Origin of the sequence: Epilithonimonas zeae, from assembly GCF_023278365.1 — a bacterium.
GTDB classification, from domain to species: Bacteria; Bacteroidota; Bacteroidia; order Flavobacteriales; family Weeksellaceae; genus Epilithonimonas; species Epilithonimonas zeae_A.
The window spans coordinates 145,979-160,664 of sequence record NZ_CP075338.1 but is presented as its reverse complement, the minus strand read 5'-3'; the positions used below and the strand labels follow the sequence as shown (position 1 = coordinate 160,664).

General features: G+C 35.0%; 16 protein-coding genes. 5 read left to right on the top strand and 11 right to left on the bottom strand.

The annotated features are described in order from the left end of the window. Nucleotides 1-19 precede the first annotated feature (19 nt). Genes KI430_RS00575 through KI430_RS00550 form a run of 6 tightly spaced genes read right to left on the bottom strand, consistent with a single transcriptional unit; the run spans nucleotide 20 to nucleotide 6,174 of the window. A complete protein-coding gene (locus KI430_RS00575) occupies nucleotides 20-607 on the bottom strand; it encodes an HD domain-containing protein (RefSeq protein WP_248876361.1) in 588 nt (195 codons plus the stop codon). Nucleotides 608-610: 3 nt separating this feature from the next. Beyond that, the gene (locus KI430_RS00570; protein ID WP_248876360.1) at nucleotides 611-1,246 is read right to left on the bottom strand and encodes an XAC2610-related protein; all 636 of its coding nucleotides are present in this window, start codon (nucleotides 1,244-1,246) and stop codon (nucleotides 611-613) included. Nucleotides 1,247-1,296: 50 nt separating this feature from the next. Next, on the bottom strand, nucleotides 1,297-1,989 hold the full coding sequence (pepE, locus tag KI430_RS00565; RefSeq protein WP_248876359.1) for a dipeptidase PepE: 693 nt from the start codon (nucleotides 1,987-1,989) through the stop codon (nucleotides 1,297-1,299). 51 nt (nucleotides 1,990-2,040) lie between these two features. Continuing rightward, entirely contained in the window at nucleotides 2,041-2,355 is a 315-nt protein-coding gene (locus KI430_RS00560; protein ID WP_248876358.1) for a hypothetical protein, read from the bottom strand. 52 nt (nucleotides 2,356-2,407) lie between these two features. Beyond that, nucleotides 2,408-3,574 carry a hypothetical protein gene (locus KI430_RS00555; RefSeq protein ID WP_248876357.1) on the bottom strand — a complete coding sequence of 389 codons (1,167 nt, stop codon included), beginning with the start codon at nucleotides 3,572-3,574 and terminating at the stop codon, nucleotides 2,408-2,410. 35 nt (nucleotides 3,575-3,609) lie between these two features. Continuing rightward, a complete protein-coding gene (locus tag KI430_RS00550; RefSeq protein WP_248876356.1) occupies nucleotides 3,610-6,174 on the bottom strand; it encodes a TonB-dependent receptor domain-containing protein in 2,565 nt (854 codons plus the stop codon). Between the two features lie 286 nt (nucleotides 6,175-6,460). Between KI430_RS00550 and KI430_RS00545 the strand changes: the two genes are divergently transcribed. The 5 genes from KI430_RS00545 to KI430_RS00525 all read left to right on the top strand — a co-directional run bounded on the left by KI430_RS00545 (nucleotide 6,461) and on the right by KI430_RS00525 (nucleotide 10,017). Further along, nucleotides 6,461-7,015 carry an L-threonylcarbamoyladenylate synthase gene (locus tag KI430_RS00545; RefSeq protein ID WP_248876355.1) on the top strand — a complete coding sequence of 185 codons (555 nt, stop codon included), beginning with the start codon at nucleotides 6,461-6,463 and terminating at the stop codon, nucleotides 7,013-7,015. 119 nt (nucleotides 7,016-7,134) lie between these two features. Next, the gene (locus KI430_RS00540; protein WP_248876354.1) at nucleotides 7,135-7,380 is read left to right on the top strand and encodes a hypothetical protein; all 246 of its coding nucleotides are present in this window, start codon (nucleotides 7,135-7,137) and stop codon (nucleotides 7,378-7,380) included. 117 nt (nucleotides 7,381-7,497) lie between these two features. Next, the gene (locus KI430_RS00535; protein WP_248876353.1) at nucleotides 7,498-8,922 is read left to right on the top strand and encodes a CCA tRNA nucleotidyltransferase; all 1,425 of its coding nucleotides are present in this window, start codon (nucleotides 7,498-7,500) and stop codon (nucleotides 8,920-8,922) included. A 4-nt stretch (nucleotides 8,923-8,926) separates the two neighbouring features. Further along, on the top strand, nucleotides 8,927-9,577 hold the full coding sequence (locus KI430_RS00530; protein WP_248876352.1) for a hypothetical protein: 651 nt from the start codon (nucleotides 8,927-8,929) through the stop codon (nucleotides 9,575-9,577). After that, nucleotides 9,577-10,017 (top strand): GreA/GreB family elongation factor, encoded by a 441-nt coding sequence (locus KI430_RS00525; RefSeq protein WP_248876351.1) that lies wholly within the window; start codon nucleotides 9,577-9,579, stop codon nucleotides 10,015-10,017. The genes KI430_RS00530 and KI430_RS00525 overlap by 1 nt, the downstream gene beginning before the upstream one ends. Before the next feature lie 56 nt (nucleotides 10,018-10,073). Here the strand turns inward: KI430_RS00525 and KI430_RS00520 are convergent, their stop codons facing one another. The 5 genes from KI430_RS00520 to KI430_RS00500 all read right to left on the bottom strand — a co-directional run bounded on the left by KI430_RS00520 (nucleotide 10,074) and on the right by KI430_RS00500 (nucleotide 14,414). After that, complete coding sequence (locus KI430_RS00520) at nucleotides 10,074-10,799, bottom strand: LytR/AlgR family response regulator transcription factor (RefSeq protein ID WP_248876350.1); 726 nt, start codon at nucleotides 10,797-10,799, stop codon at nucleotides 10,074-10,076. Further along, a complete protein-coding gene (locus tag KI430_RS00515) occupies nucleotides 10,799-11,446 on the bottom strand; it encodes a nucleotidyl transferase AbiEii/AbiGii toxin family protein (RefSeq protein ID WP_248876349.1) in 648 nt (215 codons plus the stop codon). Before KI430_RS00515 ends, KI430_RS00520 begins: the two co-directional genes overlap by 1 nt. Further along, nucleotides 11,446-11,703: a DUF6922 domain-containing protein gene (locus tag KI430_RS00510; RefSeq protein ID WP_248876348.1), complete on the bottom strand. Its 258-nt coding sequence runs from the start codon at nucleotides 11,701-11,703 to the stop codon at nucleotides 11,446-11,448. The genes KI430_RS00515 and KI430_RS00510 overlap by 1 nt, the downstream gene beginning before the upstream one ends. 26 nt (nucleotides 11,704-11,729) lie before the next feature. After that, nucleotides 11,730-12,755 carry a sensor histidine kinase gene (locus KI430_RS00505; protein WP_248876347.1) on the bottom strand — a complete coding sequence of 342 codons (1,026 nt, stop codon included), beginning with the start codon at nucleotides 12,753-12,755 and terminating at the stop codon, nucleotides 11,730-11,732. Nucleotides 12,756-13,196: 441 nt separating this feature from the next. Further along, the gene (locus tag KI430_RS00500; protein ID WP_248876346.1) at nucleotides 13,197-14,414 is read right to left on the bottom strand and encodes an ABC transporter permease; all 1,218 of its coding nucleotides are present in this window, start codon (nucleotides 14,412-14,414) and stop codon (nucleotides 13,197-13,199) included. Nucleotides 14,415-14,686: the final 272 nt, after the last annotated feature.

Below are 14,686 nucleotides of genomic sequence, written 5' to 3'. Positions count from 1 at the left end.
AGCGTTTTTTATATTGTTTTTAAGAAAACTTATTCTCGTCGAAGCATTTTTTCATCAGTAATTGAAAACAATCTCCCATATCGTCTGAAGCTCTGCAAATGGCGTTTTCTAACATATTTCTTACCTGTTTTTCGGTAACTCCGGCTTCTGTCCAACTTTTACCTGATGTATAAGAATTAAGGATAAAAGGCATTATTCTATCAATGGCGCAAGCGAAAATAGCATCAGGTGTTTCTTCTTCCTCAAATTCTATCCAGAGATTATAAAATTCTGAGAAAAGTGGTTCATCTAAAATTCCAAAAATTTTCTTCGCTGCTAGTTTTTCACGTTCGAATTTTCCTTTCATTCCTTCTTCGTCGAAGAGGAAAGTGTCGCCAGCATCTATTTCTACCAAATCGTGAATGGACAACATTCTAATAACTCTCAATAAATTGATTTCTGTATTGTTTTTAGCGTAAGGAAAAAGAATCTGAGCCAATATGATGATCTGCCAACTATGCTCTGCCGTATTCTCTCTTCTGGAATCGTCTGCGTTATAATTTCTTCTCTGTACATTTTTCAAGGCATCAACTGCCAGGATAAAATCTATTTCTTTCTGTATCTTCATTTTTTAATCTTTGTAATAATCTTTGATCTTATATTTTTTTGATCTACTTGTCCACTTATTATTGATGAGATTTCTCGTAGTGACTGTAACATACTCGCCGTCCATCGCATCTTCTTTAAACTCATAGACTTTCTGAAGTCCCTTCTTGGGAATTACTGCATATTCTGTGGTAATGTGCCAACAACAACCATCTTTTGCAAAAGTAATAATGCGTTTACGTTTGTGATCTGTCTGGAACATTCCGAGGTTTTCGTAGGCCAAGGCTGTTAATTCTTCGCTAGGAACAAATTGTTTCCTGGTAGAATTGTAAACGTAAATATCATAAGATGGTCCGCCATAACCACTTTGATTTCCGTTCCTTACAGCAATATCTTCTGTTCCGTCAAAATTGAAATCATCAAAGATCAGCGGACTCTGCTCATTGTACAATTGGATAACATTGACGCTTGGCTTCTGATTTTTGTTCAAATAAAAATAAAGGTCATCCGATCTGAGTGTTTGGAAAACTTTTTTCGATTTTTTATTAATTAATTCTACGACGCCTTCTCCGCTACAAGTATCGCCCTCACAATTCTGGACTGTGATCCTTGCATCGAATTGTTTTGAACCATCCCTGATCTCGAATTGATTTTGAGCCAAATACAATTGACACTAATATAAATCCTATATTTTTTTTCATTGACCTGGTTTTATAATTCGGTTCCTGATTCTACTTCATAAGGTTCTTTTCCTACTTCGAAGATTTTAGTCAGCTCAGACCCTTCTACAGTGATTTTATCATCTATCTTTCTGATCCAATTTCCTTCTCTCAGCCCAATAACTTTGATATCGTTCTGAGTCAAGAATTCTTTGATTCTGGTTTCTCTGGTTTCACCGTTGTGTCTTATTTCAGGATTGGGGTCTAGGTAATGTGGATTAATATTGAAAGGAATCAATCCCATACACTCGAAGCTCGGCGGATAGACGATGGGCATATCATTGGTTGTTTTCATATTGATCCCGCCGATGTTGCTTCCTGCGCTACAACCCAGATATGGTTTTCCTGATTCTACATTTTGTTTCAGGATATTCATCAATCCTAATTCGTGGAGCGTTTTTACTAAAAGGAATGTGTTACCTCCACCTGTGAAAAAAGCTTTGCCTGAATTAATGGCTTCTTCTTTATTATCGAACTCATGAAGACCTTTTACGTTGATATTAATTGTTGCAAAAAATTCTTTTGCTTTGGCTGTATAATCTTCGTGGGAGATTCCGCCTGGTCTTGCAAAAGGAATAAAAATTAATTCTTCAATTCCATTAAAAAGAATCTGGAGTTCTGGTTTGAGGTATTCCAAGTATTGTCCGCCGAAGAGTGTGGATGTGGATGCGAGGATGATGTTCATTGGTTGATGGTTGATGGTTGATGGTTGATGGCAAATTTCGGAATTGTTATTTTAATATGCTGGAAAATCTCTCGTAGATTTTGGGGATTGGGCAGATTTTTTTGTTTTGGAATGGAAAATATTGTTTCCGGATGTTCCAATATAGTTTTCGGACGCAAGAATATAGTTTACAGTTACTCCAATATTGTTTACAGTCGTAAGAATATAAATTGCAGTAGCGAGAATATAACTTACAGGTGCAAGAATATAGTTTACAATTGCTCCAATATAGTTTACAATCGTAAGAATATAAATTTCAGGCGCGAGAATATAACTTACAGATGTAAGAATATAAATAAAAAACCTGCAGAGGACCTGCAGGTTCAAATAATTTTTTGATTTGATATGAAGAAAAAAGAAATTTTCTAAATTAAGGATCTTACAATCCAGCCCATCCATTTGCCCAAGTTGGTGTAGCTGTACCGCTACCAGCACCAGTTGCGTTAGCATTTTCTGTATAAGTTTTATCCAAAAGTGTTGCAGCAGGACTTCCCGCAGTTGCTTTTACAGAAGCTTTTGTTACAATATTTTCGAATTTTACATTCGTGATTTTGTTAGCTCCGTTGAAGAAAGTTACAGACTGATCGTGCTCTACGTTGATGCCAGTTGTCCAGTTAGATAAAACCACATTGTCAATTGTAGCGTGAGTTCCTTCTCTAAGTTTCATCCCATCCGCTTCTCCAGAAGTAGCTCCGATGAATGTAGCATTTTTGATAGTTGGATTGGATCTTGGATTAGCATCTCTGTTGTTTGAGTTGTTGTCTGCTTCAATTCCTCTATTACCCACACCATTTGCTCTTCTTTTTGTATAAATGTTGGTTGCAGTACCGTTCCAACCTTCTGTCCAGTCAAAAGCATCATCTTCATTATAAATAGAAACGATGTTTGAAACATTTACAGTTCCACCGAAAAATTCGATGCCATCATCAGAACCATTTACTAAAGATATATTGTCAATCTTAGTAGCATTACCTACTCCGAAAAGAGAAAGCCCGTTGAATTCTTTTTCTCCAGTGAAGATAGCTCCAGCGTACTCGATTCTTACGAAAGTCATAGATCCAGAGTTGTCATTAGCTACTGTACCTCCATAGGTTGCATTCCCCACTTCTGAAGTTGCTGTAGTTCCCTTGTTGATAGGTGCTCTACCACAAAGAACGACACCTCCCCAGCTTCCTGGCGTAGCAGTAGGTGATGTGAAAACAACAGGTGCGGACGCTGTTCCGTTTGCGAAAATCTGTCCACCTTGCTCCACTACTACGAAAGCAGAAGTACCTCCCGAAGCTTCTAATTTTGTACCTGCAGGAATTACTAATTTTCCACCTTCACGTACGATTACAGCACCTGTAATTTTATAAATCTTGGTAGCATCTAGTGTTACAGTTTCTCCAGATTTAACTTCACCTTTGAAATCTGCCGGATTGGAAGCAATACCAGTAGGTGTTACAGCAGGTATATCATCATCGTCATTGCTACAAGATACAAATGTTACCGTTGTTGTTGAGATTATGAATGCAACTGCAATCAGTTTTAAATACGATTTTTTCATTTTTTTATTTTTATAGATTAATATGTTGTTATTTTTTAAAATTCATAAGAGAATCCAACTCCGTAGTTCATTCCTTTTTTGAAATTTCTAACCGCTACATCGCCGTTTTGGTTGGCTTGTACTCTTTTGTACTCGGGATTCAATAAGTTTCTTCCCGTAAAAGAGATACCTAAGCCACTGGAAAGCTTAACTTTTACAATTGCATCCAAAGTATTGATAGCTTTGTCTACAATATTTCCTTTTGTCTGATACCCTAATGCATAGATGTTGTCTGATATATATGAGTATGAAACAACAAAATCTAAAGCGTTCTTGTCTCCCCATTTTTGCTCCCAACCCAAATTGACATTGGCAAGAAAATCGGAAGCACCTTGCATCTTGTCTTTGTCTTTTATGAAATCTACAGAGACTCTGGAGTTTGGATTTTCTGCAACTACTTTGTCGTTGTCAAGATCCTGTTGTGTATTGATATAAGAACCATTGAGGAATGTATATAAGCGAGTATTGCCTACTTCATATAAGTCTTTTCTGATTTCTAACTCTGCTCCGAATACCCTTCCACTATCTCCTGTATTAACAAAAGAAACCGAATTGGATGATGAGTTGACTGTAACTCTTGCAATTGGATCAATAATGTATTTCCCAAATGCGGTAACAGAGATAACCTCCCCTCTTTTTGGAAACCATTCCCATTTCAAATCCACGTTGTAGTTGTCTGCAGGATTAAGATCTACGTTTCCAAAACTTAATTCATCAATTTCCTCATACTCGTAAGGCGCTAACTCTATCAGGAGTGGTGTTGTGTATGTTTTGGAAGCTGAAAATCTGAGGTTATTTTTGTCGTTGACCGCATATTTTAAATTCAATGAAGGAAGTAGTTTTGAATAATTTTTATTAATGATCCCTCCATTTGAGAAAATAGCTGTCATGTAAGTGATTTTCTGATCGATATTATCATAGCGAAGTCCTAGTTGCCCCGTGAATTTTTCATTGAATTTATATTCTACATTAGCATACCCAGCATTATTAAACAACTCTGACTCATAAAACTGTGGCTTAAGAGCTTGTTGAGGATCTTTTATATCTCCCCAGAATGTTGCAATCTGAAATAAGTTACCTGTTGTGTAATTACCCAAATTAAAGAAGCCATCATAGTTTTGCGGATCCAAATAATAGTTGCCTTGTGGCTGAAGAATCCTGAAATTGTATTGATATGCTCTGAAATCACTATCCTTCTTTCTTCCGCTATATCCTAAAGTTACTTTAAGGTCATCTGAAAAGTTATAGTCTGCGTGAAGATCACCAACGTAATCATTTTCTATCAACTTATCAAAATATCTTTGATTGGCTCCAGGATTACTATTAGCAAAATAATTATTACCTGTTTCTATATTATATACAGAGATATTCTGTTGTCTATCAGGTCTTCTGCTGTCCAATCTATTGTATCCAAGATTCCAAACAATTTTGAACGGATCAGAAATCTTATGCTCTCCACGAAGCTGATTGATAAACAGGTCATTGGTTTTATACAACGCTCTTCTCATATTTGCAACTTCGATGCGTTCTTGATTTTCGTTTAAAAGCTCGTTGACATCACGAATGTAGCCACTGTAATTTCCTAATTTTTGTTCTGTGGTATGGATGTAATTAGAACTATAATTAATATTGTGATTGGCATTGATACGATAATTAACATTCAATAAACCAGTTGTATTTGTAAGGTACTTGAACTCTTGTCCATTCAATTGTTTCAATGCAGAACCTTCATTATTGAAAGATGAACCAATGTTCCCTTCTACAAAAGAATAGTCGTTATCAAAAGATCCATAGCCGAAAATACTCAGTTTACCTTGGCTTCCTACTTTGAAATTAGTTCCAAAATCAAAACCAAGAGAAGAATTTATGGGTGTCGCTACCTGTCTATTGTTCCAAGATGTAGAAAACGCATAACCCTGTGTTGCTAATAATGCATTACTAGGTTTATTAAGCTGTTTGAATCCAAAATAATTGGGACCATCCTGAAGATAAAAATTATTTTTACTAAGCGCATTTGTATTAACAGAAGAGCCTAAGTTAACTTTAAAATAAGGCTTGCCTGTATAAACTTTGGTCACAATATCTACGTTAGCCCCTGAGATATCACCCCAAAGTTTTGGCTGATAGACTTTTTCCAATCCCACAAAATCAATCATATCTGTTTTGATAATAGATAAATCAAGATTTTTGTATATTGGATCATTGGAAGGAACCGGAAGTCCATTGATGGTTGTTGAGTTGTTTCTATCACCTAGTCCACGAATGAATATCTGTCCACTTCCCTCTTGTTTTTGGGAACCAGTTGCTTTTGTAACAGCTACGGCAGCATCACCAATTCCTTGTTTTTCCAACTGTACAGAACCTACTCTTTCTATCACCTCCACAGATTTTCTCTGAGTAGCGATAATGTTGGATTCCGTACTTTTTTTAGTGTTACCGATGATTTTAACTTCGTCGATTTTCTTTTCACCCTTCAGAGTATCTTGGGTATTTTGCGCCAACAAAAGAGACATTGGCATACAAAGAAACAAAGCACTGATGCTTATAGTTTTTGCTTTCATTTTTTTACTTTCCTTTTTCTTCGTTGCCAAAGAAATGATATGAGAATCGATTGGAATGTATAAGTATTTTTAAATATTCTTTAATTAAGCGTTACGAAAAATCATATTATGTTAAATCAAGTTTAACAGGTTAATGAGTTTTAAAAGTCTGTTCATTATTTGTTAAATTTGCGGCAGATAATTTTATCTAAAAATTTCACCCAAACCAATCAAACCAATGAAAATCAATCAATTAAAAGCTTTAACAGTCATTAATATTTGATTTTTACCAAAATTTGCACTCAAAATGGACTTTACTCAAGCAATAGAAATTTTACAATCCGGCGGAACCCTACTTTACCCAACCGACACCATCTGGGGAATTGGTTGTGATGCGACCAATCCGGAAGCCATTAAAAAAATATTTGACATTAAGAAAAGAGAGCAAAACAAATCTCTTATTATATTAGTAGAGTGTGAAAAAAGACTGCAGGATTTGGTAGACGTCCCTGAGATGGCTTGGCAAATCATCGATTTGAGCGAAAAACCTGTAACAATAGTTTATGAAAATCCGAAAAATCTCCCGAAAGAATTATTGGCAGAAGACGGAAGTGTAGGAATCCGAATCGTAAAAAATGATTACTGCAAAAAACTCATAACAAAACTAAACAAACCTCTTGTTTCAACATCAGCCAATCTCAGCGGACAAAAATCCCCAATGAAGTTCAGTGATATCTCGAACGAAATCAAAAATGCGGTTGACTATATAGTAGAAGATAATCACGATAAGGTTTCGGAGTTTTCCGGTTCGTCCGTCATCAAAGTCTGGAACAATAACCAAATCAAAATCCTCCGCGAATAAATAAACCGGCGGATGACCTTTTGCAAGACCATCCGCCGGAAAAATAAACTATGAAAAAAAACTACTTTTTGTATTGATCATAATCTCAAAAAGAATACCGCATATTTTTTCATAGCAAAATGTCTGATTTCCAACAATCAAAGCAAAACCAAAAGACAAAAAGTCCTGATTTTCAAAAATTTGGGGCGTATCTCCATATTTTTCCCGACAGCTTTCCCCAATCAAAAAATATGAAGACCGCGCTATCCGCTCCTATCTTTTTCGTTGGCTTGCAAGCCGACAAAAAAGGATATCCGCTACTATCGCTTACGCAGCTGCGCATAGTAGAAACTTTTCTCAAAAGAATTATCTTTGCAAACAAATAAAACCAGAGTTCCAATTATTTTCTTGCTAAGTAAAACAGCTTGCAAACTTAAAAGCAGCTAGTACTTAATGAATCTTTGCGAACTTTGTATCTAAATACTCTTTTTTGAAGTAATAAAATGTTTATCAACCTCAACCAAAATAAAAACCTCAAACTTTTCAAAATCATTTCTGAAGTCGCCGACAGAAACGGACAATCTGTTTACGCTGTTGGCGGGTTCGTAAGAGATTTGCTGATGAAAAGAAAAGCACCAACCGACATAGATTTTGTCACAGAATCCAGCGGAATAGAACTCGCTGAAAGTATAGCGAAAGAAATCGACCCAAAAACCAAAGTAGCCATTTTCAAAACTTATGGAACTGCGATGTTCCGCTACAAAGATTTGGAACTGGAATTTGTTGGTGCCAGAAAAGAAAGCTATAGTGAGGATTCCAGAAAACCATCTGTAGAAATCGGAACTTTGGAAGACGACCAAAAACGAAGAGATTTTACCATCAATGCAATGGCAATTTCTCTCAACAAAGATAATTTTGGAGAACTGATTGACCCATTTGGAGGAATGCGGGACTTGTCCAACAAAATTTTGAGAACTCCTCTTGAACCTCATCAAACCTATTCCGATGATCCTTTGCGAATGATGAGAGCCATTCGTTTTGCAACAACTCTGGATTTCGAAATCGAAGAAAATTCTTTGAAAGCCATCAAAGAAGAGTCTGAACGAATGAAAATTGTTTCGATGGAACGTATTATGGTTGAGTTCAATAAAATAATGCTTTCCGACAGACCTTCAAAAGGTTTAAAATTATTGGAAGAAACCAGACTTTTGAACTACATTCTTCCAGAATTGATTGCTCTAAAAGGCATAGAGGATATCGACGGACAAACACATAAAGATAATTTTTACCACACATTAGCAGTAGTTGATAATATTTCTGAAAATACAGATAAACTTTGGCTTCGTTGGTCGGCTTTACTTCACGACATCGGAAAAGCGCCGACTAAAAAGTTTGTAGAAGGAATTGGCTGGACTTTTCACGGTCACGAATTTCTTGGTTCAAAACTCATTAAGCCGATTTTCAAACGTCTGAAACTTCCTCTTGGAGCGGAACAAAAATATGTTGAGAAATTGGTAAGAATGCACGCACGACCAATCGCTTTGATTACGGATGATGCTTCTGATTCAGCTTTGCGACGTTTACTTTTTGATTCCGGAGAAGATATGGAAGATCTTTTCACGCTTTGCAAATCGGACATCACGACCAAAAATTATTCAAAGCAAGCTCGTTTCAAAAAGAACTTCGAATATGTAGCGCAAAAGATAAAAGAAGTTGAAGAAAAAGACCAAGTAAGAAATTTTCAGCCACCAATTTCAGGTGAAGAAATTATGGAAATGTTCAACCTGAAGCCTGGAAAAGAAATTGGAATCTTAAAAGAAAAAGTGAAAGAGGCAATTCTTGAAGGCGAAATTCAAAATGATAAGGCTGAAGCAAGAGAATTTGTGATTAATGAAGCTGAGAAGTTGGGATTGACTTTGATTAAATAATTTTATGAAGAAAATACTTTTACTAGTTACATTAATATTTGGTTTTCAACCACTATTTTCTCAGGAAAAAGTTTTAACAGCGGTTATTGGAAAATCAAGTTCGAGATTGTTGAGATATGAAATTCAATTAAATGATATTCATTTTCAAATTAGTGAATCAGGAGATTATTTGGGGTTTTATCTTGAAAACAGCGAAGGAAATTTTTCATATTATGATGATTTTAATAATGACGCAACTTATGGAAAACTCAAAACTCAAGGAAATAAGAAGATAGTTTATTGGGACAATTATAATTTCGATGGTGTAAAATACGGAAAACCTAAATCTATCGCCGATGTTAATCTTGATTATTGGAGAGATGAGACTTTTGACAAAATAAAATTCAAGAAATTAAAAAATATTGGTTCTATCAAAATCGAATATTTTGATGATGAATTTGCCGATAAACACAACTATGGAAAAATTAGAAAAATAGGAAATATCGCTATTGGGTACAGAGATAATTACGTTTTCGATTCTTCCAAATATGAGCAAATCAAACAAATTGGAAATACAACTTTTGAATATTGGGATGATACTTTTGATAAATCTGTAAGTGGGAAATTAAAATCTATCAATGGTAAAAATACGGATGTCAAAATAACTTTATACTAATGGAAAAAGCTTTTCTTCTAAAAACAATCAAGGAAAAACTCTCCGAAAAAATCCGCAATTTCGAAAAACTGATTGCAGAAACCCGAGCCTCTAACAACGACACCAAAAGTTCAATGGGCGACAAGTACGAAACGGGAAGAGAAATGCTTCAGCAGGAAATCAATAATCTACAGGTTCAACTGAATGAAGTATTGAGACAACAGGATTTTCTAAAAACAATTCTTATAAAACCTTCTGATAAAGCAGAAAAAGGAGCGATTGTAAAAACTGAAAGAGGTTTGTTTTTTATCTCCGTTTCTTTAGGCGAAATCACTTTTGAAAATCAGAAAATCATTTGTATTTCTCCCGAATCTCCTTTGGCAAAAGCGATGAATGGGAAACAAAAAGGTGAAGCTTTTTCTCTAAATAATATGAATCAGAAAATTGTAGATATCTTTTAAACCACCCCGTCAAAAATTCTTTCTGAATTTTCGACACCCCTCCAAAAGAGGGGAATTTACAAACTCTTTCCGCCAATATATTCCATCAAAGAATCTTTGTAATTCGGGGCAATGGCAATTTGTTCTTTTCCGATAACGATGTGATTTCTTTCAATAGCTTCAATTTTATCAAGACCAATGATAAAAGAACGATGAATTCTCATAAAATTTTCAGATGGCAATTCTTCTTCCAGTTTTTTTAGACTCATCAAAGTTAGAATTGGTTTGGGATTGTCTTTCAGATATATTTTCACATAATCTTTCAAACCTTCGATGTAAAGGATTTCGGAAAAGTTAATTTTAATTTGTTTGTACTCAGATTTCACAAAGAAAAACTCCTGCTTTTTTTCAGGCTTTGAAATTGGAACTGGCTTCTGAGATTCAAAATAATTTCTGGCTTTGGTAGAAGCATTTAAAAACTCATTATAATCAAACGGTTTTAGCAGATAATCCAAAGCATTTACTTTGTAACCGTCAATCGCATATTGGTCAAAAGCGGTCGTAAAAATCACACGACTGTTTTGGGGAAGTAGCTTTGAAAATTCCAAACCTGTCAAATCAGGCATTTGAATATCCAGGAAAAATAAATCAATATCTTTATCTTCTTCCAAAATCTGCATCGCTTCTATAGCACTGTTGCATTTGGCTTTCAGTTCCAGAAAAGGCGTTTTCAGAACATAACTTTCGATAAGATTCAGCGCCATTGGTTCGTCGTCGGCGATGAGGCAGGTAATTTTTTTCATTATTTATTTGTGAATTTCTTTATGAGATTTTCAAAATCAGATTTGATGATTTCCCAGTATTTTCCTTTCAGGCATAAAACATCAAAGTCATCATCAGCAATTTCAAAATTGGTAAAATTTTTAATAATCAAATCAAAATCGTGACTGAAGGGATAGCGTTTTTTATTAAACTCCAACATTTCGTTTAGAGAAAAATGCTCCAAAAGCTCGTGTAAATCCCAAAAGTCTTTTTTTCTTCCGCCATTTTGAATGACTTCAATTTTCATTGCTGCAATATCTTTCAGACTTGCCATACGAATATCATCAAGCAATAACTCATTATCAATAAATGGGTCAGAATAAAAAATGTCTAATTTGACTGCATTATCCTGACTATTTCCAACAAAGTAAGATTTACCAAAAGATGTAAGTTCAGAAGAAAATTTGATGAAAGAAAATTTTGTCTTTAGAAACTCTTCTATTTCTCCAAAATCAATACTTCCATAATTTGCATCAGTAAAGAGGTCGATATCAATAGAAATGCGATGTCCAAGCTGCAACGAAAGAGAAGTTCCTCCAACCAAACGAAAAGGTTTCAGAATCTCAGCATTCATCACAATTTCAAGAGCAGATTTTAATTCTGGAGAAACAGTGGAAAAAAACAACATTATTTATTAATATGAAGATGCATTGGCTTGGTTGATTTAGATTTCAAAACATTATTAATCAAATCCTTACCATAAAAATTTTCAATTTCAATCTTCGCTTCATCGTCACCACGCTCAAAAACACGTTTGATGACAGCTACATATTTGTTTTTCCAATCAATTTCATCAAAATTCGTGTCCCAAAAAAGAAATCTTGGAATTTTAGAAAGATCTGGATGAAGTTTAGACGACTGTTGCATTACATATAACTTACTCAAAGATAGTGATTTTTAAAATTAAAATTTTATTTCGTTTTCAATTTCACTTCCGCAATGTACATTCCGTCGTTCAGACAAGAATGAAACTCGTGTTTTTCGGGATAAAGCAAGTTTAGTCTTTTTTTCAGATTTTCGACGCCGATTCCTGAACCGCTTTTGTCTGTATCCGTTTTTGGAAAGTTTGAATTGGAAGCGGTGAACTGAATTTCGTCTTCAAAAACTTCCATTTTAAAACTAATATCCGAATGTTGAGTCGCCGAAACGCCGTGTTTAAAGGCATTTTCCACAATTGAAATAAACAACAACGGAGCAACTTCCAAACTCGGAATTTTCGTTGGAAAGTTGGTGTAAACTTTTGTTTTGTCGTTTAATCTTAATGACATCAAATCAATGTATTTATTCAAAAAATCGATTTCTTCCGAAAGGCTGATTTTATCAACATCAGTTTTGTATAAAAGATGACGCATCAATTTACTCAGACTGTGAACACTTTGTTTCGCTTTCTCCGAATCAAAATCAATTAAGGAATAAATATTATTAAGTGCGTTGAAAAAGAAATGTGGCTGAAGTTGATATTTAAGATGTTGAAGTTCAGACTGCAGTTTGATATTATCAGCTTCAATTTTCATTTCCTCAGCTTTCTGCATTTTTTTGCTGGCATTAATCGCAATAGAAAACGCAACAGGAATCAGATAAATCAGGAAATCGAAAAAGTAACGTAAACCATCTGGTGGACGTTTTCCCAGCATTTTTGGTCGGTCTGGTTCGAGTAATTCGAAAATCTGACCTTTGACAAAAATCAGCAAAATCAATAACAAAAAATTGGATGCAAAAAACCAAAGTTTTTTATCCTCAAAAAGCCATTTGACAATGATAAAATAATTGAGATAAAATATAATCGCAAGGAAAAACAACTGCAACCAAAAGTGTCTGAAAATCGCACTCCAATCTGTCTCCGAACCAATGGTGAACGCGGCAGGAAGAAAGAACAAAACCAGCCATATCAAAAGATGAAGGCTCATTTCTAGGTTTTTATTTTTTAGGTTTATCATTTTAATTTAGTGAATTAAAAAATTTGCAAAATCCTTTTAAATTTAGTTGGAAGCTCTCGCAGATTCTGCAAATTACACAGATTTTCAAATATTAGTATGTGCGAAATCTGTTAAATCAGCGAGAAAATAAAAATTAGAAAAATTCAGACACATCGTTGATTTTTTAAAACTTGAATTTATTCAATCCCTTGAAAATTGAGGATTTGTGAAAGTTTTGAAGTAGTGAATTTAAGATTTTTTTCAGCATAATTTCTTTTTCATTTTTAAATTAATTCTTTATAAAAACATTAAGAATTTAAGTTGTCTTCTTAATTATTTTCATTAAAATTGATTCATCAATTTCTTAAATTTAAAGGTTGCCTTATATCCTAAAATCCTTAATGTTTAAGAAATAAACAAGTTTATCTTTGAATAAGAAAATTAAGTCTTATTTGAAAACAATTACTCATATCTCAAAGCATCAATCGGGTCACTTTGCGCCGCTTTTCTCGCAGGATACCATCCGAAGAAAACACCTGTAATTGTACAAACCACAAAGGAAATCACAATCGAAATCATCGTCACGCTTACTGGCCAGCCTGCAAATTGTTTGATACAGAATGTCGCAATCAAGCCAATCAAAACACCGAGAACGCCGCCTGTAATGGAAATCAAAACCGATTCTATCAAAAACTGCATCAGGATGTCATTTCCTTTGGCTCCAATCGCCATTCTAAGACCTATTTCCTTAGTTCTTTCTTTTACGGAAACGTACATAATATTCATAATTCCGATTCCGCCGACGAGTAAGGAAATACTTGCAATTGCAACGAGAAGAATCGTCAACATTTCGCTGGTCGAACTGAACATTGAGATGATTTCCTGCTGGGAAGAAACATTGAAATCGTTGTCTTCATCAGGTTTTATCTTGTGCTGATTTTCCATAATGGATTTGATCTCATTCACTGCATTTTCAGAATCTTCCTCACTTTGAGAAGAGGCGACAATCGACTGAAGGTAAGTCTGCGCCAAAACTCTTTTCTGAACCGCCGTGTAAGGCGCAATAATAATGTCATCCTGGTCTTGCCCGAATGTGTTTTCACCCTTTTCCTTCAAAACGCCAATCACTTTGAACGGAATATTTTTGAAACGAATCATTTTTCCAATCGGATTTTCATTTGGGAAGAGATTTTCCTGAACTGTTTTTCCGATAACAGCAACTTTCGCATAAGACTCAATGTCATCTTCTGTGAACATAGAACCTTCATCCACGCCCCAATCTCGAATTTTCAGATACTCGGGAGATGCGCCATAGATTGAAGTCGGCCAGTTGTTGGAACCCGCGATACTTTGTCCGCTCCCGTTCACCAAAGGCGAAATATCTTTAATCAATTTTGCCTGAGCTTTCAGAGCTTCATAATCTGCCAAAGTCAAAGTCTGCATCGCTGAAGGACCTGAACGAACACCGCCCATCATTCCCGCTCCAGGGCGAATCGTAATAAGATTCGCACCCATACTGGAAATATTTTTCTTGATGCTTTCTTTGGAGCCTTCTCCAATTGCCAACATTGCAATCACTGAAGCCACACCAATGATGATTCCGAGCATCGTCAACATTGCTCTGGTTTTATTGAGGAGAATGGCTTTCCAGGCTATTTTTAATAAATTGATGAAATTCATTTTGATTATTTTTTTATTTAAGTTCTTTTGTCTTGAAACAAAAGAACTAAAAGTTCAAGACTTGGATTCTACGGCTAAAATTTTAAATAATTTCCTAAAAATTCTAAAACTTGCCTCCTCCGCTTTTCCAGCATCGGCTTCAAACAGTAGAATTTTCTTGACGTAAATTCTTCAAAATTTCTTAACGCCTCCAAATCCTATGTCGATTAGTTGTACGTTAAAAAAAACTTTTTGCAAACCTGACTTCTTCATTACTCTTTTCATTGTCTGGT